We start from the raw sequence: 20,907 nt of genomic DNA on the forward strand, positions 1-20,907 counted from the left end.
TATTGATTTGATAAATAATTATGATTTACCTGAGTTGACAGGAATCACAATTTATAATTCTTTATTTATGATTAAACCTTCCAGGTAGAAGGACTCTTGCGCCACTCTGCGAGCACCGCCTTGTCTTCTTCCTTAATATAACCAGTCTTGGCAGCCTCCTCAATCACAGCCTCGTAATTGCTCAGAGTAATCAGCTTAACGCCTGCCTCACGGAAGGCCTCCTCAGCCACAGGAAAGCCATAGGTGAACGAAGCCACCATACCGACCACCTCCACGCCATAGTCACGCAGGGCAGCAACGGCCTTCAACGACGAACCACCAGTGGAAATCAAGTCTTCCACCACAACGACCTTTGCCCCTTTCTTGATCTCGCCTTCTACCTGATTACCCATACCATGATCCTTCGGCTTCGGACGTACGTAGCTATATGGCAGCCCCAACTGATCGGCCACCAACGCACCTTGGGCTATGGCTCCCGTGGCCACACCGGCCACAGCCTCAGCCTCAGGGAATTGTTCCTGAATGACATGACAGAGCTCAAGCTTCACGAACGAACGCAACTCAGGGAACGACAGAGTCTTCCGGTTGTCGGTATAGATGGGTGACTTCCATCCCGATGCCCATGTAAACGGATCGTTGGGCTGCAATTTGATGGCCTTGATATCCATCAGCTTTCTGGCAAATTGATTCTTGATTTCCATAACGTTATGATAATTTGCATGCAAAGGTACGAATAAATGAGTGAAATGCAAAAGGAAAACTTGTTTTTCTTTCCATTTCCGAATGCAAGTACTTTCTGCAAAGCAGGAGGTACGAATAAAAGAATGAAAAGCAAAAGAAAACAGGAAGAGAGATTGGACGCGGAACAAAAACTGTTCTTTTTTTCAAAAAAAGAGGGAAATACGAGACGAATCACAGAATTTCATTGTACCTTTGTGCACTCAACATATAAATATTCTGATCGATGATGGCAATCATAGCTGCATTTTTACTGATAGTCGCGGCGCTAATAGAGGTCTTACTCATATTAGGCTTCCCTCTAGGTGAATTCACGATGGGTGGTCAATACAGGGTTTTACCGCCGACATACAGAGCTATCGCCGCCATCTCCATCATCGTACAGTTAGCGGCAGCCGCTATCGTGCTTCAATGTGGAGGATACATGGACATGTGGTTTTCGACAAGCACATCAAAAGTCATCTGCCTGATTTTGGCAGGCTATTTTGTTCTCAACGCATTCATGAACTGCTTTTCAAAGAGTCAGAAAGAGAGAATAGTCATGACGCCGCTCGCGATCATTGAGGCCATTTGTTTCGCGGCAACAGCCCTCCAGATGCCATAAGCAGCATTAAGAATGCGCGTTAATAATATTCAGGTTTTCGCAAATCCCAGGGAGAGAACACTGACTCTGACATCACCAGCTTTGGCAAGTTCCTTGGCACAAGCAATAGCTGTGGCACCCGTCGTGACCACGTCGTCGACAATTAAGATATGCTTACCATGAAGAACCTTTCCTTCACCCAGTTCAAAGACCCGTTCCACATTCTCGTTACGTTCCCACCGTCCCCGAGTGGTCTGACTACCATTGAAGCATATTCGTCTGACCGCCTTATCGTAGACCGTTAGTCCTGTGACTGCCCGTATACCGCGGGCGATCTCCATGCTCTGGTTGTAACCACGTTGATGTTGGCGACGTCGAGTGAGCGGCACAGCTACGATTCCATCGATTCCATCAAAGAATCCGTAATTTTGCAGCTCCCTAGCTACCAACCGCCCCATCACCTCGCCCACCTCTGGGCGATTTTCATATTTCAGTTTATAAAGGATCCGGGCAACTTCCGACTGTGCTTCATAGTAGAAAAGAGCCGCAGCCCGTTCGATGGGAATCTGTCCCCAAAACAGTCTGGCCATTTCGTTCTCATAGGGATCTTGTCCGAACCCTGTTCTAGGTAGGTGAAGATAACATGAGGCACAGATAACCTCCTCCGTGACCGTCAGCCTACGACCGCACACCACACAGAGCCGTGGAGATATCAGATCGAGCAGTCGATGCCAAAAACTAATCGGTTTCATCGTCGATAACCATCTCTTCATCGACATCCAAACACTGTCGGATGATATCGAAAGTAAAACCACGACCAAGGGCGAAGCGCATCAGTTTCTGATTCATCTCATAGTCGTTGGCCGCCTTAGTGCTCTTACGTTTCTGTTTCAGCAGAGGGCGCAGCACATCAAGATACTCTGTTTCGTCGATTTCATCGAGTACCTGTTGCTGAATCTCTTGGTCAATATGCTTCTGCCAAAGCGCCTGCTGCACCTTTCGTCGCCCCCACTTATTGTAACGGATCTTATCTCTGACAAAAGCACGGGCATAGCGCGTATCGTCAACATAGCGCTCCTCGACAAGCCGTTTAATAATACTATCCTGCGCAGCCTCATCGACTGCCCAACGTCTCATCTTCTCGAACATCTCCTGTCGACAGTGCTCTGCCTGTGCGCAGAGCGTAGCCAATCGCAGATAGGCCTCCTGTTCGGTCATCTCTTTCTTGTTCATATCTTCATAGCTTTAAGGAACCGTCGTTTGCCATATTGGTCTACACGAATCTCTATTTTCTGTAAGCCAAGTCGCTTTAAATAGTCGCTGACCTCATCAGCCGTCAGAGGATTGAGTTCGAAATAGAGTTGCCCACCAGGCGTCAGTGTCCGGATAGCATAGTCGCCAATACGCTTATAGAACAAAGCCGGATCATCAGCTGGTCCAAAGAGGGCCGTCTCGGGCTCATAGTTAAGCACATTTTCTGCCATTCCATCGCGTTCTTGCAGCTTGATATAAGGCGGATTGCTGACGATAATATCCCACTGTCGACCGTCGTCAGCAGAGAAATGAAGAGCGTCCTGCCGCTCAAAGACGATGTTTGTCCCCTGCGCCTCAGCGTTCCCCGCAGCTATGCGGAGAGCCTCATCAGAGATATCCCAGGCTGTTACCTTAGCCGCAGACAGCGCCAACGCCAGTGTTACCGCGATGCAACCACTACCCGTCCCAATGTCCAAAACTGATCGCACAGCGAAACTATTCTCCCGTATAATCCAGCGACAGAGTTCTGCAGTCTCGGGACGCGGTATCAGCACGCCAGGTGCTACATGAAACTGCCGTCCGCAGAAGTCGGCACATCCCACGACATATTGCACAGGCTCCGCCTTCTCTAGGCGCTGCATGATTTTCTCCAGTTCCGCTTGGTCGTCTGCGGATAATTGTGTAACTTTGCCGCAGAGAATATCTGTCAACGACAGACCAAAACGTACGTCAAGCACCCAACGGACGATTGCCTTCGCCTCGTCCGCCTCGTAGATACCTGTCAGCCTATGCCAGAGTGTCTCATATGTCATCGTGCTTGCAAAGATAGTGAAAAGTAAAAAGGTAAAAAAGTAAAAAGGTAAAAAAATGATGATAGAAGACGAGAAATACATGCGCCGTTGTATACAACTGGCAAAGAACGGGCAAAAGAATGCAAAGCCTAACCCGATGGTGGGCGCGGTGATTGTGAGTGCCGACGGCCGGATCATTGGCGAGGGTTATCATGTACGCTGCGGTGAGGGACATGCCGAAGTGAACGCCTTTGCCTCGGTACGACCAGAGGATGAGCCCCTGCTGTCCGAAGCGACCATCTACGTGAGTCTGGAACCCTGCTCCCACTATGGCAAGACACCGCCCTGCGCTGATCTGATTATCAAGAAAGGTGTCAGACGTGTGGTGGTAGGCACCATCGATCCCTTTGCCGAGGTACAGGGTCGCGGCATCAAGAAAATCCGCGACGCCGGTATCGAGGTAACGGTGGGTGTGCTCGAAGAGGAATGCCAGTGGCTCAACCGTCGTTTCTTCACATTCCATCGAGAGAAACGCCCCTATATCATCCTGAAATGGGCACAGACGACCAACGGCTTTATCGACGATCATTTCAAGCCGACAACTATCTCGGACAGCTTCACAAAAATGCTCAGTCATAAACTACGTGCCGAGGAGGATGCTATCCTTGTGGGTCGCGTCACCGATGAACGCGACCATCCCCAACTGACGGTTCGCGAGTGGGTGGGTTCGGATCCAAAGCGACTTGTCATCGACCACAACCATCCATTGAATATCGAAAGCCTACATGCCCACGGCATTCAATCGCTCATTGTCGAGGGCGGTACGAAAACACTCCAAGCCTTCATTGAACAAGGCTTATGGGATGAGATACGGGTGGAAACGAACCTGGCAATGACCGTTAGCGATGGTACCCGTGCCCCACAAATCCCCGCCGAAGTCGCTGTCGCAAAGTGTCAGACATACGACGGCCATGTGATTGTCAACTACAAGAAACGATAATCCCCTATCTATAGAGGTTAAGAATATCTACTTCCTGCCGAAGTCGGCAGGCACTTCTCCCCATTTCTGGGTTTCCCACTTTATGATGGGATTGCGATAGTTATGCGTCTGGAGCCAGTTCTCCGCACGGGCGATAATCTGAAAGAGCGGCTCCGTCTGCGGAGTGTGCTCTAATTTAGTCTTACACTTGCGTTTCTGTACCCAGAGAATCGCATTGTACGAATCAGAATAGATGGTCTTATCGTGCAAGCCTTGCTGCCAGCAAAGAGCGAGAGCATGGACGATGGCAAGGAACTCACCTATATTATTTGTCCCATGAACAGGGCCATAGTGGAAAACACGATAGCCCGTCAGCAAATCGATGGCCTGATATTCCATCGGTCCGGGGTTTCCCGAGCATGCCGCATCAACAGCCCATGCGTCTGCCCTTACCTCCATAGGCAAGGGCAGTACAGTGTCGTTACGATAATCCGGTGGATTTGAACTATCAGTCTTCAATTCTTCATTCTTCATTTAGAACTACATACGCTCAGGCACCTCGATGCCAAGCAGGCTCATCGCACTCTTGATGATTTTTGCGACATTCTTGGCCAGAACAAGACGGAAGAGGCGTTTCTGCTCATCGGGCTCGTTGAGGATGCTGTAATCATGATAGAACTGATTGAACACCTTCGTCAACTCGTAGCAGTAGTTGGCGATGCCCGATGGAGAATAGTCCTTACCAGCCTGCTCCACGGCAGCACCAAACTCGTTCATCTTCTGGATGAGTTCAATCTCCTTGTCTGAGAGTTCCACATTCTCTGGACATCCTGCCACCTGTGATGCCTTACGCAGAATACTGCGAATACGGGCATAGGTATACTGAATGAAAGGACCTGTATTACCATTGAAATCGATACTTTCCTCTGGGTTGAACAGCATGTTCTTCCTTGCGTCGACCTTCAGGATGAAATACTTCAGGGCACCCATACCGACGATACGTGCGATCTCTCGGCGCTCTTCCTCAGTCATATCGTCGAACTTACCCAGTTCCATTGATGTCTTATAGGCATCTTCTACCATTAGTGCCATCAGGTCATCGGCATCCACAACCGTTCCCTCACGGCTCTTCATCTTTCCGTTGGGAAGTTCTACCATACCATAGGAGAAGTGTGTCAGTTCCTTACCCCACTTGAAGCCCAAGCGGTCAAGAAGGATCGAGAGCACCTGGAAGTGGTAGTTCTGCTCGTTGCCCACCACATAGATCATCTTGTCGATGGGATAATCCTGGAAGCGCATCTCAGCCGTACCGATATCCTGTGTCATATAGACACTGGTTCCGTCGCTACGCAGCAGCAGCTTCTGATCAAGGCCCTCATTGGTGAGGTCGGCCCATACGCTATTGTCCTCATGTCGCTCAAAAAGTCCCTTGGCGAGTCCTTCCTCTACCTTGGCCTTACCCTTCAAGTAGGTCTGTGACTCATAATAGATCTTATCGAAGCCGACACCCATCTTCTTGTAAGTCTCATCGAAGCCGGCATATACCCAGTTGTTCATCTTCTCCCACAGGGCACGCACCTCGGGATCATTCTGCTCCCATTTCACCAGCATCTCGTGAGCCTCTTTGATGAGTGGAGCCTCCTGCTTGGCCTTTTCCTCGTCCATGCCCTGAGCTACCAATTGCTTGATCTCCTCACGGTAGTGTTTGTCGAAGGCCACGTAATAGTCGCCGATCAGGTGGTCGCCCTTCTTGCCGCTCGACTCCGGCGTCTCACCGTTTCCGTATTTCAGCCAGGCGAGCATCGACTTACAGATATGAATACCGCGGTCGTTCACGATATTGGTCTTCACCACCTTGTTACCGTTGGCTTCCATAATCTGTGCCAACGACCAACCCAGCAGGTTGTTACGCACGTGCCCGAGGTGGAGAGGCTTGTTCGTATTAGGCGATGAATACTCAATCATCACGAGGGGAGAATTGTCTGTAGCCTGCTTCGTGCCGAAATGATCATCGGCATCGATGGCACTGAGCAACTGCAACCACGCACCATCACCAATGCTGAGGTTCAGGAATCCCTTCACCACATTGAACTTCTCGATTGCTCCACAGTTCTTCTGCAGATACTCACCCAACTCCTGCGCTGTCTGCTCAGGCGACTTCCGCGCCATCTTCACGAAGGGGAACACCACAAGCGTCAGGTTACCCTCAAACTCACTTCTCGTCTTCTGCAACTGCACCATCTTCTCTGGCACTTCCACGCCGTAGAGAGCCTTCACGGCCTCTTGTGCAGCCTTGCTGATCAATGCTTCAATATTCATATCCTTACAAATTTGGGTGCAAAGGTACTATTTTTAATTGACTTATCACAGAAAAACAACAGGAAGTTTTGATTTTCAGGCAGATTTACACAAAACAACTGGGACAGATTTTAACTGGTTAAGCAGTCAAAACCTGTCCCTTCGAGTATTATTCCCTTAGCGCAGCACCGTCTTTAATACAGATACGGTCCTTTACCCTTCAGACGCTCGCTTGCCACCACATAGGTATTTCCATCGACAGATGCTTTGAGTTTATTCTTGACATACAAGTCAATATGTATGGCGGCCTTGCGATCTTTGCAATGGACTTCCACATATGCAAAAAAATCCGTAGTATACATCTCTTTCTCAAAGTCTCCTTTTCTATGAAAGCCTTCTGCTGGTAAGCCATTGCCAAATATAAGAAGCTCTGCATCAGGTGTATCCGTAGTTATACGATACTTGATCAAAGTCTCCTTTTCTTCTATGGGTGTATCATCCCCATCACAGCTCTGAAATACAAATAAGGTGCTAATAGAAAGCACAATCAATGCAATAATCTTTTTCATTCCTTTAATTGTTTATTTTGCAGTTACACCAAACAACACGTTGCCTGTATTGTATATTTTCATTTGATACTGCGAACCAGATTTCCCCTCTATAATCGGGTCATAAAAATAAATTGATACATCCATTATTACATTTTTTTCATTCTTTAATGCTTTGAATTTGTTAATAAACGAATTTGTTGACTCGATTAATCTATTTCAACGGTTGATATCGTCTGCAAAAATATCAAAAAAAAAGCACATGTTCCAAATAAACAATAAAGTTTTTTCATTCAAGAACACATAAAACGCCCAAAATGCAAGATAACAACCAACTGATAATTAGCATATTACAAATTTTTTAAAACAAAAATACAACAAAGCCGCTTTCATGGCCTAAAAGAGGCGGGAAAAAGGCGAATAACACACTGTTTATGGTTTTTTAACTGAGAAAAGAGCAAGATTCCTTGTGCTTCGCAGTTATAGGGAAAAGACAAATATGAAAGCGACCCCACTATCATTCAAGAAGGCCGTTGCTCTCGAGCTCTGGCGGAGACAACAGGCAATCACCTGCAAGGAGCACCCGCTCAGGCAACTCTTCTGGGAGTGCACGCTCCGCTGCGACCTGAGATGCCGCCATTGCGGTAGCGACTGTAAGATGCTTCCAGAAAACAAGGACATGCCCAAGGAAGACTTTCTGCGTGTACTCGACAGTATTGCTCAGAAGACAGATCCCCACAAGGTGTTTGTGGTTATCTCTGGCGGCGAACCCCTGATGCGGCGCGATCTCGAGGTATGCGGAAGGGCCATTTACGAAAAGGGGTTCCCTTGGGGAATGGTGACCAATGGGCTTCATCTCACACCACAACGTTGGCAAGGACTCCTGAAGGCGGGCATCCACTCGATGAGCATCAGTCTCGACGGCCTGGAAGAGGCGCACAACTGGATGCGTGGTAACGAAAAGAGCTTCCAGATGGTAAGCCAGGCACTGGATATGCTCGTTGCCAAAAGCGATTTCCTGTTCGACATCGTTACCTGCGTGAATCGACGAAACTACGCCACCCTTGATGAGATCAAGGATTTCCTGATTACAAAAGGAGTCAAACGCTGGCGACTCTTTACTGTTTTCCCCGTAGGCCGCGCTGCCCTCGACCCCATGATGAGACTGACAGATGAGGAGTTCCGTGGTGTCTTCGACTATATCAAAAGGACACGTGAAGAGGGGCGTATACGTGTCGATTACGGCTGTGAAGGGTTCCTAGGCAACTATGAAGGCGAGGTACGCTCTCGTCTTTTCTCATGTCAGGCTGGCATCACCGTAGGCTCTGTGATGGCCGACGGCGCAATCGGCGCCTGTGCCAGCATCCGTGCCGACTACCATCAAGGGAATATCTATGAGGACGACTTCATGGATGTATGGGAGAACCGCTATCTCCCCTATCGCAACCGCGAATGGATGAAAACGGATGAGTGCGCCACATGTAAATATTTCCGCTACTGCCGAGGCAACGGGATGCATCTTCGCGACAAAGAAGGCAAGTTGCTGTTTTGTCATCTCCATCGCCTCAACTCAGAAAACAACAAAAGAGAATATCATATGAAAGTAAGATTCAATTATTGGTACAATGCCGTCTTAACGGTCCTCCTGTCAATGTTAGGTTATAGTTGCTCATTATCAGACCCTGACGGCCCAGTAGAATACGGTACACCCTCTGCCAACTTTGAGGTAAAGGGCTGTGTGACGGACGAGGCAGGAGTCCCCGTTCAGGGAATCAAGACCCTCGTGAAACTTGTAGAAACCTATGGCAACAAAGTACACGTCGAAGGAATGGATTCCGTTCTGACAAGCGAATCAGGCAACTATCAGCTGAAATATGGTGGCAGCGCCTTCGATCGGCGGATGAAACTGATTGTGAAAGATATCGATGGTCCTGCCAATGGCGGACAGTTTAAGAGCGATACGCTTGACATAGACTTCGACAAAGCCGTGAAAGTGAAAAACGGCGATGGACACTGGTTTATGGGCGATTATGAGATTACCAAGAACGTTCAGTTGAAGAAAGAACAATAAGACACATAAGACCGATCATCTCTTCTTAGACTTTCCTCCGGGTAAAGTCCTACTTTCCTCCGAGGAAACCCTGACTTTCCTCGGAGGAAAGTCTATGGAGCATTTTCCGGATGCGTGACAGAAGACAAAAAAAGTGCCACTCCAGCATTACGGAGTGGCACGCAAAATGGTTAACAAGTTTTGGGTCAATCGTTTGTTATTATAATCACGTAAGAGGAAATCACTTCACCATTACCTTTCTCCAACGTCAAGGTATACTCCCCTTCGTCATAATCACCCAGATAATCGGTATAGACCTGATTGGCAGGAATAGAGACCGTAGCCTCGCTGTAGACTATACCATTGGATGAGATTATCACATGTAGCCCCACAACATTGTAGTTCGGACTGATGGACAACTCCCCCGTTTCTGCGTCAAGCCAAACACCGATACGGTATCTGGCAGGTGCCATAACAGGTGGCTTTGGGAATGGTGTCAGTTTTTTCAATACATGATGCTTTGCAAACGACGACGATGGCAGCATCAAGAATGCCATTAAGATTAATAAAAAAAGTCTGTTATTCATAATTAATTTATAAATAAAATTCGCCACAAAAGTAAGCCAGATTACCAGAAAACGTATAGAATTCTTGTTTTAATTTTGACGGAGTTATTCCACTGTTACACAGTACCTTACATTTTATTATACACCAAAAACAGTCAATATTGAAGCCCTTGTTTCTTTTCTATTCGTTTCATGAGACATGGGCAAAAGCGATATTAGGAATAATTAACCCTGAACGTGGGCCATTTAGCGAATAATTTTGTAAATTTGTACATTATGAAAATAATACCCTCTATTTTATTATTGACACTCGCAGCTGGGTGTCATCAGAGGTCTATGGTAGGACAATTGGAGGAGATAGACTCCCTGATCAACCATGACCATTTCAACAAGGCCTTCGTCAGGATAGATGAGGTAGACACAGCCTCGCTCAACCAGGAGGAGTATGCACACTACAACCTGCTCGTGGCACAGAGGTGCTGTATCAAGCGACAACGGGACACGACGGGATTGCTAGACAAAATCGTCATTCCTTACTACCTCAGTACCAATAATCATGAGAAGCTTGCCGAAGGCTATTACTACCAGGCCTTCGGCAGACTGCTTAGTAATCAACTATCACAAGCTGTTGTCCTCTACAAAAAGGCAGAAGAACAGGCTGCGAAGACAAACAATGACCGCTTGCACTATAAGATTGCACAGAGTTTATCGTATGTCAATGAAGTCTGCGGTAACCACCTCCTGCAGTTAAACTACGCCAAACAGGCGCTGGCGATAGCCCTCGCCACAGGCAAAGAGAAATGGCTCGCATATTCCTACACCAGGGTAGCTATGGCCCACTCCGAGTTACAGCACGAGGATAGCGCTATCACCTACATGCGACAGGCATTGCCCTACTCACACCACATGGAGAAGGAGGACCTGCCGGCATTCCTAAACAATGTAGCTTTTACTTTCAAATATAGCCAGCCTGATTCTGCCAAGAAATACCTATGGGAATCGTTGGCACTGCAGGAGCACTCGAACACCTTGCAGCACCTAGCTGATATCTACTATGAGGAAGGGAGACGAGACGAGGCCTACCGACTATGGAAGAGAGCCATTGCCGTAGACAACGGAACAGCAAAAGACAATATTCTTTATAACCTCCTGGAGGAGGATGTAAAAAACGGGAGGACGGACAGTGTATGCGACATGGTGAGCGAGATTATCCAGATTAAGGACAGTCTGCTCGGCCAACTGATGAACGACTCCATTAAAGACCTTCAGCTGCACTTCGATCATGAGACGGCCATGCGCAGACAGGAAACGATGACAACCTACTGGATGTGGGGAGTGATAGTAACAATCATCCTCATCCTACTGCCGGCAGTGTTCTATATCGGCAGAAGGAAGTATCTTGAGAAGATTAAGACACGGGATGTACAGATGCAAATCAACAACTATATGAACTACATCAAGGAGTTGGAAGCGACAGAAGAGGGCGCATGCAAAGAGATAGAGGAACTAAACAAAGAGATAAAAAAATTGTTGGACAACGAAGCACCCAAACTGAAAAAGGGGCTGTTACTCTATGAACACGTCAAACAGAACGGCACTCTGTCGTTGTGGTTGAAAAAAGATCAAAAACTTTTCATCGACTACTATGCAGCCATCGACTTCAGGACAGTAAATAGGCTCATCAAGACACCACGGAAAGAAAAACTCACCACACATATGTTGTTCTTCCTCCTTTTGGAGGAAATGGGTAAGAGTGATGATGAGATTGCCCATATCCTCGGCATCTCTGTCAGCAGCATCCGCACACTTAGAAGCAGGACAAGACCTATTGAAAAATAAGCAAAAACACCGGTCGTCACCCAGACGACCGGTGCTGCAGAAAAGATAAACGAGAGAGTGTTTCTACAATTATCCAAATCTTTTCACCTCAACTAAATTCATCTTTTGGTTTATATCAATTTTGATACTCAGGATTCTGATATGCTTTCTTAGCAGCATCTTCCATAATCAGACCATCGATCTGAGTCTGAGGAATCGGGCGAAGATAATGACCAGGATTAATGGTACGAGTAACAGTTTCGAGATCCTTATCAGTATATCCGCTACCTGCGATACGATACTTACCAGCCTTTTCATTCCATGTCTGAGTACGAACAAGGTCGAACCAGCGATAACCCTCACCCCAGAACTCACGCATACGCTCATCAAGGATGAAGTCAATGGTGATTTCACCAGGTGTCGCGTCAGTCATTGCTTTACTGTTATCAATGTTAACAGCAACATTATCATTCTGGTTGAAGGTCTGCTTACCAGCACGAGCGCGAAGCACATTAACGAGCTCACGAGCGGTCCAAGAACCAGAAACTGCGGCTCCCTTCACAGCTGCCTCGGCAGCAATTAGATAGAACTCAGAGAACTTAGCGATGCTCCAAGGACGTGGACTACCACCGTTAGGAGAACCGAGCCCACCATTGTTATCGGTACGGTACATACCAATCTTCCAGTTGATGGGGTACTTCTTACGGCTGATATGATTTACAGCTACTACGAAGTCAGGACGACCTTCCATCACACCCAGGCCGAGGTTACCATTTCCATTACCTTCTGTAACAGTATAGTCAATCTTGCTGTCCTCACTCTCGGGAACCCAGCTAAAGAATACATCATTGGGATAAATCTTCATTCCATTAGCACCCAAGACATACTCTTCTGCGCTTCCAGCCTTAGCAAAGTTGGTATGGTAACGCAAGGTGAACGTTGCATCGTAACGAGAGTCAATAGTCTTGACAGCATCATTCCAAGCACCACCTTCCATGAAGTTGTCAGCGATAGCAGCCATACGTGTCCAAGGACGACCGAGAGCCTGAACAGCCTCACGCTGTACGGGGTTGATGTCTGCACCAGAAGCAGCCTTAGCTTTCAACTCAGTGTAATTCCATGTCTCCATCCAATAAGCGAAGTTCTCAGGTGCGTTACCGCTACCCCAACCGTAACCGGATCCACCATTACCATATTTCTCATTCTCATCGTGATCAGCCACGAGCATAATCTCTGAGTTGCGATCGTTCTGAGCGAGGTTCACATCGTAGAACGTTGGCTGCAGAGCATAGGGAGTTGGATTATTGATAGCCTCGATAGCTGTATTATAAGCCTTCTGGAAATAAGTAGCTGCCTCAGCGGAGTTACGGGTGCACTCCGGATAAGTCGGAATGTTCTTCGGGTTCTCCAGCCACCAAGCGTAAGTAAGGTAAGCCTTTGAGAGATAGAGACGAGCCAAGTTCTTCGTAGCTGTTCCAGGCAGACGAGGGCTTACAGGCAGATCTGCCACAGCCTTCTCAAGGTCGGGGAAAATACACTTAGTATAAACATCTGCCACAGTATTACGCTCAGAGACACGTACAGGAGAGGTATTGAATTTCAAAGGACCTGCACCCAGATCAAGGGGTACACCACCGAAGGTCTGCACCAACAAGAAGTAATCGAAAGCACGGAAGAAGTAAGCCTCAGCAAGCAACGATGCATCGATACCGGCATTCTCACCATTCTCAATAACACCACTAGCAGTATTGATATAAGTGAAGGCACGATTCCAAAGACGGTCACCACGGCTAGTAGAGGCATTGAGTACACCTGCGCCAGAGAGATCGGCCGACTTGAAGTTGTCATCGGCTGATTGTGCATAGGTATATTCATCGGTACCTGTCTCATACATATTGAGAAGATAACCCTCGCCATAGAGATAGCGCAGGTGAGCATAGAGTGCGGTCAAACCGCCTTCGATACCCGTCTTCGTGGTGAAGAATGTCGGGTCGAACTGGCTGCGCGGCTGCTCGTCGAGCACGTCAGAGCAAGAGCTGAGGGTTGTAGAGAGACCACAGCAGAGGAGTCCCGCAGCGATAATATATTTGATACTTTTAGTTTTCATAACTCTTAATTCTTTAATGATATTAGAATGTGACGTTAAGTCCGAATAGGAAGTTGCGGGTTGCAGGCGTGTTGTAACCTACGATTGGCATCTTGTGCTTACCCGTGTAACCTTCCACAGCCACAGCAGTATTCTCAGTAGCAAAAGAGTTGGTCTCTGGATCGAGTCCACTCTCGTTATTGAACGGAGAGAAGAGTACGAACGGGTTCTGAACCGTAGCGTAAACGCGCAGACGACTGATACCGAAGTTCTTGATGGCCTTCAGACGATCGAAGTTGTAACCGAGGGTGATAGCACGCACCTTCAGATAGCTTGCATCGAAATAACCAAGAGTAGTACCATACTTCGGGTTGTCACTTGACATAATGCCACCGGGTTTCGGATACTTAGCACCAGTGTTCTGCTCTGTCCAATAATCTACGTCAAGGTTACCACGACGACCAGAAAGCATGTTCAGGTAACCGCTAGAAGAGTGGATGGCACTGATAAGCTTACCACCAAACTGGAAGGCACCAATCACGGTAAGGTCGAAGTTCTTATAACCCACTGTGGTGTTGAAACCTCCAATGAGGTCGGGCTCCATACTCATAATCTCACGATCCTCAGGACCGATAGCACGTGTAGGTTTGCCGTTAGCATCCAATGCACGATCGTGCTTCACCTTAATCATACCAACATTACCACCAGGCTCCAGGACGTTCATCAATTCCTCTTCACCAGCCTGCCACAGACCGATCTTCTTATAGTCATAGATGACATCAATAGGATGACCTACGAACCAACGGTTAGCCTCATCAGGAGCCGGTTTGCCGTTCTCGTCAAGTGCACCTGTCAGTTTGGTCAGTTTGTTGCGGTTAGCGTAGAGGTTGATACCAGCCTCCCAGTTCCAGCCGTTCTTATTGTCGATGATGATACCATTCAATGTGAACTCAAATCCCTTATTCTCGGTGTTACCGATATTTCCTGTAAAGCTGTTCACACCTGCAGTTGACGGCAGAGAAACATCAAGAAGAATATCATTGGTCTTCTGGATATAGTATTCGAACGATCCCGAGAGACGACCATTGAAGAGCGAGAAGTCAAGACCGAAGTTCCAGGTCTTACTGTACTCCCAACCCAATTCTGTGTTTGGCAGTGAGTTTACATAGTAACCTGTCAAATAGGTAGAACCGAAGTTATAGTCGAGTGTACCGAGTCCACCGAGGGTAGAATACGGATTGATACTCTGGTTAGAGGTCTCACCATAACCAACGCGAAGTTTCAGGTTGTCAATCCAGGTGAGGTTCTCCATAAAGCTTTCACGGGCGATATTCCAACCTGCGCTGATAGCGGGATAGGTATGCCACTGATGACCCTTGGCCAGACGAGAAGAAGCGTCGGAACGGAGAGCAACTGACAGCATATACTTATTATCATAAGAGTACATCACACGACCCATCCAAGAGATCAGACCACTCTGCCAATAATTCTCACTCTGGATGTTCTTATCGCCCAGAGCAGAACCGAGATAATAATACTGGAAGTACTCTGCGGGAATGTCAACACCCTGATAGCCGCCCTGCTCGAATGTAGTCTGCTCAGCAGAGTACATACCTACGACGTTAATGTTGTGCTTCTCAGCGAAAGTGCGGTCGTATGTGAGGATATTCTCAACAGCCCAGTTACGGGTCTGGTTATCAATGACAGAACCTGAACTGCGATAGTCGGGATTAGAATTGTCAATACCTTTACCTGTAAAGATACCCGTCTTCTCAGAACGGAAATTCAGACCAACGTTGATGCGATAGCTCAGGCCCTCCACCCACGGACACTTCACCTCAGCGAAGAGAGTGTTGTAAGAACCAATACCTTTCTTCTCATTAAGCCAGTTGTCCTCGATTTGCTCAGCAATATCCTTGGTGAGTACCCACTGCTGGTCAGCTGGCAGAGTAATCAGGCGCTTAGTTGTGCCGTCGGCATTGTACGGGCTAGAAATCGGGCTCATGCTCAGAACTTTATAGAGGTTCATGTTAGAACCCTTAGAGTTACGGAAGCTGTTATTGGTGGTTAGACCAAAGCGGAACCACTTACCAACGGACTGATCGAAGTTTGCACGCAGACTAAGACGATCGTAGCCCTGTGTAGGAACAACAGCCTCATCATGATAGTAACCAGCACCAAAACTGTAGCTGCCGCCCTGTGTACCACCGGCAACGCTTACATCGTGATTATGGCTAACACCTGTCTTATAGAACTCATCCTGCCAGTCGAAGTCTTTCACGTTCTCATCCTCAGAGTTTTGGTAAAGTCCGGCATAATCACGCATCTTCTGGAAGGTGGGACCATCCATCATAGGATACTTGTGGAAGAGAGTCTTAAAGCTCACATAGCCGTTATAGCTCACCTTGGCAGGTGTACCCTGGTTACCCTTGGCAGTTGTGATGATAATCACACCATTGGCACCACGAGAACCGTAGATAGCGGTTGCAGAAGCATCCTTTAGGATGTCCATCGACTTAATGTCTGTGGGGTTGATATCTGACAACTTGCCCATGAAGGGGATACCATCGAGTACAATTAGCGGGTCGTTAGAAGCACTCAATGAGCGCTGACCACGGATGCGGATCTGCATCTCAGCACCAGGCTGTGAAGAGGTCTGTGTCATAAGCACACCAGCTACACGACCCTGCAGGGCCTGAGCAGCATTGGTGGCTGCGATTTGATTCAGTTTCTCGCCACCGATGTTGGCTACAGAACCGGTCACGGCCTCACGACGCTGCGTACCATAACCGATAACCACCACCTCGTTGACTAGGTGACCATCTTCTTTAAGGTTCACGCGCATATTATCACCGGCCTTGAGTTCCTGGGTCTCATAACCGACATAAGAGATGACGAGCGTTGCGCCCGGCTTGACATTGAGTGAGAAGTTACCTTCGAAATCAGTAACCGTACCATTATTAGTACCTTTCTCCATGATCGTGGCACCAATCAGCGGACCCTGAGAGTCCGAGACCTGACCAGTAACCTGCTTCGTTTGCTGAACGGAAGCTACAGATTCAGTAGCTGCCAAAGCCTGCTGTGCGGAAATCATGCCCCAAAAGCACAATCCGACCAACATGGCTGTTTTCTTTGCTTTGAAACTCATACGTTTTGGTTTTGATTAGTTAATAATATAAAATTTTAAGAAAAATCTGCTGCAAAGATAAGCAGATTTGCGTTTCATGGCTTGTACGTATGTTTCGTTTCGTTGTTATTTTGTTTCGTCCTGCATAATTTGGTCCACATATTCCGTGGGAGAGACTCCAAATTGCTTACGGAATACGGTAGAGAAATGTGCCAAGTTACTAAAACCGACGGTGTAGGCAACCTGTGTTACATTGATTTTCTGTTCCTTCAACAGACGCACCGCCTGCTCTAGACGGATATTACGGATGAATTCACTGATAGACAAACCCGTCATCTCTTTCATTTTACGATGAAGTTGAGCTCGGCTGATACCTACTTTCGCTGTCAGCATCTCTACATTAAAGTCACTGTCGGAGAGATGTTCGTTGATTACTTTCATGACCCGTTCCATGAGCATTTCGTCATTGCCTTTGACCTTCTTTTCCTCCAGCTTATCCTTCTGTTGCTGGCTACCGGAGTACTTTCCCTTCAAACGGAGATTCTTACTGATGAGATTATTAATGATCACATGCAGTTCGTTCATGTCGAACGGTTTAGCCAAAAATGCATCAGCTCCCTTCTCCAAGCCCTCCAGACGGTTGGCCACATCCGACTTCGATGTAAGCATCACCACAGGGATATGGCTGAGATTCATGTTCGTCTTTATCATCCGCAACATCGTGAAACCATCCATCTCAGGCATCATTACGTCGCTGACCACCAGATCATACTGGCGATCCGGAGCGGCTGCCAACAGCTTATGCAGAGCTTGACGACCACAGGTCACCGCGGTGATATGATAATAGCTGCCAAGTTCCTGAGAGATGTAGTTGCCGATTTCCGCATCATCATCGACCACCATAACCCGATAACTCGACTGTGGCTTCATCTTCATCGTATGGCCAGCCTCACTAGCCTCAAGCATCTCATCCTTGGCAAGATGTGCACTGCCAAGTGGCAAGCGGACCGTAAAGATACTTCCTTGTCCTTCTTCACGATTGGCCGCCTCGATGGTTCCGTGATGCATTTCGACCATCATCTTGCAGAGGTTCAGTCCGATGCCCGTCCCCTCTATATGAAGTGTACGCGACGTGCTACCCTGATAGAAACGGTCGAAAATCTTCCGCACATCACCCTTGATTCCCATACCATTGTCCATGACCTGCAGCACAGCCGTATCATCGTCTCCCTTGTCGACGCGAACCTCGATGACACCACCGTCATAGGTATATTTAAAAGCGTTCGACAATAAGTTGTCGACCACCTTGTCGAGGGCCGTCCGGTCAAGCCAAACCTCCAGAGAGTCAAGAGCCGGCACATAGCGAAACTCCATATTCCGTTCCCGAGCGGTATACTCATACGACTTCAGGATATTCCCTACATATTGTACCATGTCCGTCGGCTGACACTGTAGCTTCATCTGCTGCTTGTCAATCTTCCGGATATCAAGAATCTGATTGACAAGATTCTGCACCCGTTGGGCATTATGTTCGATGGTCTTCAGCTCTGCCTTTACATCGCTGTCGAGATCGCGCCTCATCAGTTTGTGAAGCGGACTCATTATCAGTGTCAACGGCGAACGGATGTCGTGAGTGGCATTGATAAGGAATTTCATCTTCTCTTCGTCGAGTTCTTGACGGCGACGACGGATATAAAGCCACAACATTGCTGCCAGTAAACTCAGTAAGACCAGAATATAAATCACATAGGCCCAGGAGGAACGATACCATGGTGCCTTGACTATGAGGTGGTAAACCTCAGGCTCAGTATAGGTACCATTATCATAGGCACGCACCTCGAGGGTATAAGCTCCTGGCTGCAGATGGTTGAACGACACAACATTCGTACCTGCTGCCGTCTGTGCCCACTCCTTCGCCCCGTTCAGTCGGTATTCGTAGATAACATTCTCAGTATTAGCATAGTTGAACAACGAGAACTCCATAGTAAAAGCGTTGTCGAGATAGGAGAGAGTGAAGTAATGGCTCTCTGCCAATGGTTCAGTTGTCACGTGTACTCCATCGGACAAAGTATTACAGTTGACCGGATTACCACCGATGAGCAGACCTGTCAAGTGGACAACACCCGGCTTCGGATGACTGGCACGTAGAGCAGCCGGCTGGAAGGAGGTAATGCCCTCGCTGATGCCAAAATACACCGTACCGTCAGCACCTGCCATCACCACTCCACTGATATATTCACGGGAGACCAGTCCATTGCCATAGACATGGGCGATGAAACGGTGTCGGTCGCGCTGGTATTGCCAGATACCCATTGATGTGCTACACCATAAATCACCAAAGCGATCCTGTGCCATACCACACACCACTTTATTGGCCAGAACTTCCGATCCAGGAAAAGCCATTACATCTCCTTTCTTTTTGTCATACAGATAGAGTCCATCAGCGGTGCCAACCAGGATGCGGTGCTGACTATCCTCATAGATAGATGTTACGGACTTTCCTTCCAACAACACTTCCCATCCATAGGGGCGGAAGGTATCATTCAACGGATCATAACAGCACAGGTTAGACGAGGTCCCTATCCACAACATCCCCTGAGTATCTACTAACAATGACATCACCCAGTTGTTATGTAGTCGCCCTCGCTCACCATCCTCTTGGAACATATTGAAATTACGCAGTTCACCAGTGTTCAAATCATAGGAATAAAAACCTTTCGAGTATGTGGAAAAGAACAAATGCCCCCGACCGTCGTCAACCAAGGCATTAATATAGTTACTACTGATACTGACCTCCTGATGGTATACACCAGTCAGAGGATTATAAGCATATAGTCCCCTGCCCGTTCCGAGCCAGTAGTTTCCCCGACTGTCACGGAAGATGGAATAGGTACCAGACGGCGATGTCGGATGTGCCACAATTTTTCCGTTGGCATCGAAGCCATAGATACCGTTGTTCTGCACGGCACACCACGTTGTGCCGTCATCACCTGAACAGATGGTGGTCACAGAGCCGCCAATGCTGACATTCTGTGCAGAGAATCGCCATGTGCTGAACTGCGGTTCTCGCTGCGGTAGCATCAACAGACCACGGCGCAGACAGCCCACCCACAGATTGTCCTGATTATCCTCGAACAACGCCCATGCATTGGAAGTATTCAGATCGAACGACGAACTAGTATGCTCATAGCGCTGCAGACGGTGCTCTCCCCGAGGAATCATGCACAATCCTTTCCCCATCGTACCGATAAAGACGTTTCCTTTCCTATCACATAGTGCCGTACGAAACTGTACAGTCTCGCCACCCAACACAGAGACATCGATGAAATCAGGAATAAGTTGTCCGCTACGATAGAAGAGAAGACCGTTCTGACACACCATCAGCAGACCGTCCTCATAGTTTAGGAAGGCCGTCACAGTCCCATAGGGTGACTCAAACACACGAACGCTCTTGTCCGGTCGCCGACAAGAGAATGTCGATCCAGAACCTGCCTTCCAGAAATTCCCCCAGCTATCAATGTGGATATGACTAAAAAAATCGGTATCGCCCTGTGCATAGCCTTCGAGCGTCTCTACTTCCCAGGTATTCACATCTAACCTGAATAGACCGTAGCCAGCAGTACCTATCAGCAGATGATCATCATCTTCCTGCACCATGTCATTTACCCGGTGAGGGGCCCGCTCGGTAAGCGAAATCCTTTCAAAGTTATCGTTTGCATCATTATATCTCACTAGACCGACACTTGTACCCACCCACAGAGTACCTTTTCGATCGACAAATAAGGTCGTAACGTTGTTGCTACTGATACTATGGGGATTATTCTTATCATTCAGGTAGTTGGTGAACCGATAGCCGTCATATTTGTTCAAGCCATACTCTGTACCAACCCAAATATAGCCTGACTTATCTTGACAGATGTGATTGATTGTGTTACTCGACAGTTTATCCGAAGTATAGAAATGCCTCATCTGTCCCATTGATATAAGACATGACATGAAACACAGCGCCAGCAATACAAATTTCTTCATAAGGGTAGCAAATAGACGCTGCAAAGATAAGAAGAAAAAA

15 protein-coding genes and 1 pseudogene are annotated in these 20,907 nt (G+C 47.7%); 5 read left to right on the forward strand and 11 right to left on the reverse strand.

Going from position 1 to position 20,907, the window contains the following annotated elements:
- Positions 1-71: 71 nt before the first annotated feature.
- Positions 72-701 carry an orotate phosphoribosyltransferase gene (gene pyrE / locus BMY63_RS04950; protein ID WP_091900356.1) on the reverse strand — a complete coding sequence of 210 codons (630 nt, stop codon included), beginning with the start codon at positions 699-701 and terminating at the stop codon, positions 72-74.
- Positions 702-967: 266 nt separating this feature from the next.
- Between pyrE and BMY63_RS04960 the strand changes: the two genes are divergently transcribed.
- Positions 968-1,342 carry a hypothetical protein gene (locus BMY63_RS04960; protein ID WP_218128539.1) on the forward strand — a complete coding sequence of 125 codons (375 nt, stop codon included), beginning with the start codon at positions 968-970 and terminating at the stop codon, positions 1,340-1,342.
- Positions 1,343-1,371: 29 nt separating this feature from the next.
- Here the strand turns inward: BMY63_RS04960 and BMY63_RS04965 are convergent, their stop codons facing one another.
- Genes BMY63_RS04965 through prmC form a run of 3 tightly spaced genes read right to left on the reverse strand, consistent with a single transcriptional unit; the run spans position 1,372 to position 3,387 of the window.
- The gene (locus BMY63_RS04965; protein ID WP_091915129.1) at positions 1,372-2,073 is read right to left on the reverse strand and encodes a ComF family protein; all 702 of its coding nucleotides are present in this window, start codon (positions 2,071-2,073) and stop codon (positions 1,372-1,374) included.
- Positions 2,060-2,554, reverse strand: coding sequence for a regulatory protein RecX (locus BMY63_RS04970; RefSeq protein ID WP_091900352.1), 495 nt, complete (start codon positions 2,552-2,554; stop codon positions 2,060-2,062). Before BMY63_RS04970 ends, BMY63_RS04965 begins: the two co-directional genes overlap by 14 nt.
- Complete coding sequence (gene prmC, locus BMY63_RS04975) at positions 2,551-3,387, reverse strand: peptide chain release factor N(5)-glutamine methyltransferase (protein ID WP_091900351.1); 837 nt, start codon at positions 3,385-3,387, stop codon at positions 2,551-2,553. The genes BMY63_RS04970 and prmC overlap by 4 nt, the downstream gene beginning before the upstream one ends.
- 58 nt (positions 3,388-3,445) lie before the next feature.
- Here prmC and ribD point away from each other — a divergent pair, with 58 nt between their 5' ends.
- Entirely contained in the window at positions 3,446-4,366 is a 921-nt protein-coding gene (gene ribD, locus BMY63_RS04980; RefSeq protein WP_091915434.1) for a bifunctional diaminohydroxyphosphoribosylaminopyrimidine deaminase/5-amino-6-(5-phosphoribosylamino)uracil reductase RibD, read from the forward strand.
- Between the two features lie 27 nt (positions 4,367-4,393).
- Here ribD and BMY63_RS04985 read toward each other — a convergent pair whose 3' ends face one another.
- The 3 genes from BMY63_RS04985 to BMY63_RS04995 form a co-directional block, all read right to left on the reverse strand.
- Positions 4,394-4,879 carry an RNase H family protein gene (locus BMY63_RS04985; RefSeq protein ID WP_091915131.1) on the reverse strand — a complete coding sequence of 162 codons (486 nt, stop codon included), beginning with the start codon at positions 4,877-4,879 and terminating at the stop codon, positions 4,394-4,396.
- A 6-nt stretch (positions 4,880-4,885) separates the two neighbouring features.
- Positions 4,886-6,664, reverse strand: coding sequence for an arginine--tRNA ligase (gene argS, locus BMY63_RS04990; protein ID WP_091915133.1), 1,779 nt, complete (start codon positions 6,662-6,664; stop codon positions 4,886-4,888).
- A gap of 173 nt (positions 6,665-6,837) precedes the next feature.
- Complete coding sequence (locus BMY63_RS04995; protein ID WP_091900349.1) at positions 6,838-7,212, reverse strand: hypothetical protein; 375 nt, start codon at positions 7,210-7,212, stop codon at positions 6,838-6,840.
- 478 nt (positions 7,213-7,690) lie between these two features.
- Here BMY63_RS04995 and BMY63_RS05000 point away from each other — a divergent pair.
- A pseudogene (locus tag BMY63_RS05000) lies at positions 7,691-8,764 on the forward strand (TIGR04133 family radical SAM/SPASM protein); the annotation flags it as partial.
- Positions 8,765-8,788: 24 nt separating this feature from the next.
- The gene (locus BMY63_RS12455; protein WP_091900346.1) at positions 8,789-9,262 is read left to right on the forward strand and encodes a radical SAM-associated putative lipoprotein; all 474 of its coding nucleotides are present in this window, start codon (positions 8,789-8,791) and stop codon (positions 9,260-9,262) included.
- Between the two features lie 185 nt (positions 9,263-9,447).
- On the opposite strand, the gene BMY63_RS05005 is transcribed toward BMY63_RS12455, so the two are convergent.
- Positions 9,448-9,798 carry a hypothetical protein gene (locus BMY63_RS05005; RefSeq protein WP_091900345.1) on the reverse strand — a complete coding sequence of 117 codons (351 nt, stop codon included), beginning with the start codon at positions 9,796-9,798 and terminating at the stop codon, positions 9,448-9,450.
- Positions 9,799-10,143: 345 nt separating this feature from the next.
- Here BMY63_RS05005 and BMY63_RS05010 point away from each other — a divergent pair, with 345 nt between their 5' ends.
- A complete protein-coding gene (locus BMY63_RS05010; protein WP_091915137.1) occupies positions 10,144-11,646 on the forward strand; it encodes a tetratricopeptide repeat protein in 1,503 nt (500 codons plus the stop codon).
- 115 nt (positions 11,647-11,761) lie between these two features.
- Here BMY63_RS05010 and BMY63_RS05015 read toward each other — a convergent pair whose 3' ends face one another.
- The 3 genes from BMY63_RS05015 to BMY63_RS05025 all read right to left on the reverse strand — a co-directional run bounded on the left by BMY63_RS05015 (position 11,762) and on the right by BMY63_RS05025 (position 20,867).
- The gene (locus BMY63_RS05015) at positions 11,762-13,732 is read right to left on the reverse strand and encodes a RagB/SusD family nutrient uptake outer membrane protein (RefSeq protein ID WP_091915139.1); all 1,971 of its coding nucleotides are present in this window, start codon (positions 13,730-13,732) and stop codon (positions 11,762-11,764) included.
- Between the two features lie 22 nt (positions 13,733-13,754).
- Entirely contained in the window at positions 13,755-16,805 is a 3,051-nt protein-coding gene (locus BMY63_RS05020) for a SusC/RagA family TonB-linked outer membrane protein (protein ID WP_256218958.1), read from the reverse strand.
- 159 nt (positions 16,806-16,964) lie between these two features.
- On the reverse strand, positions 16,965-20,867 hold the full coding sequence (locus BMY63_RS05025) for a hybrid sensor histidine kinase/response regulator transcription factor (protein WP_091915142.1): 3,903 nt from the start codon (positions 20,865-20,867) through the stop codon (positions 16,965-16,967).
- Between the last annotated feature and the right edge of the window lie 40 nt (positions 20,868-20,907).

The sequence above is a fragment of the Prevotella aff. ruminicola Tc2-24 genome, assembly GCF_900110895.1.
Classification (GTDB): domain Bacteria; phylum Bacteroidota; class Bacteroidia; order Bacteroidales; family Bacteroidaceae; genus Prevotella.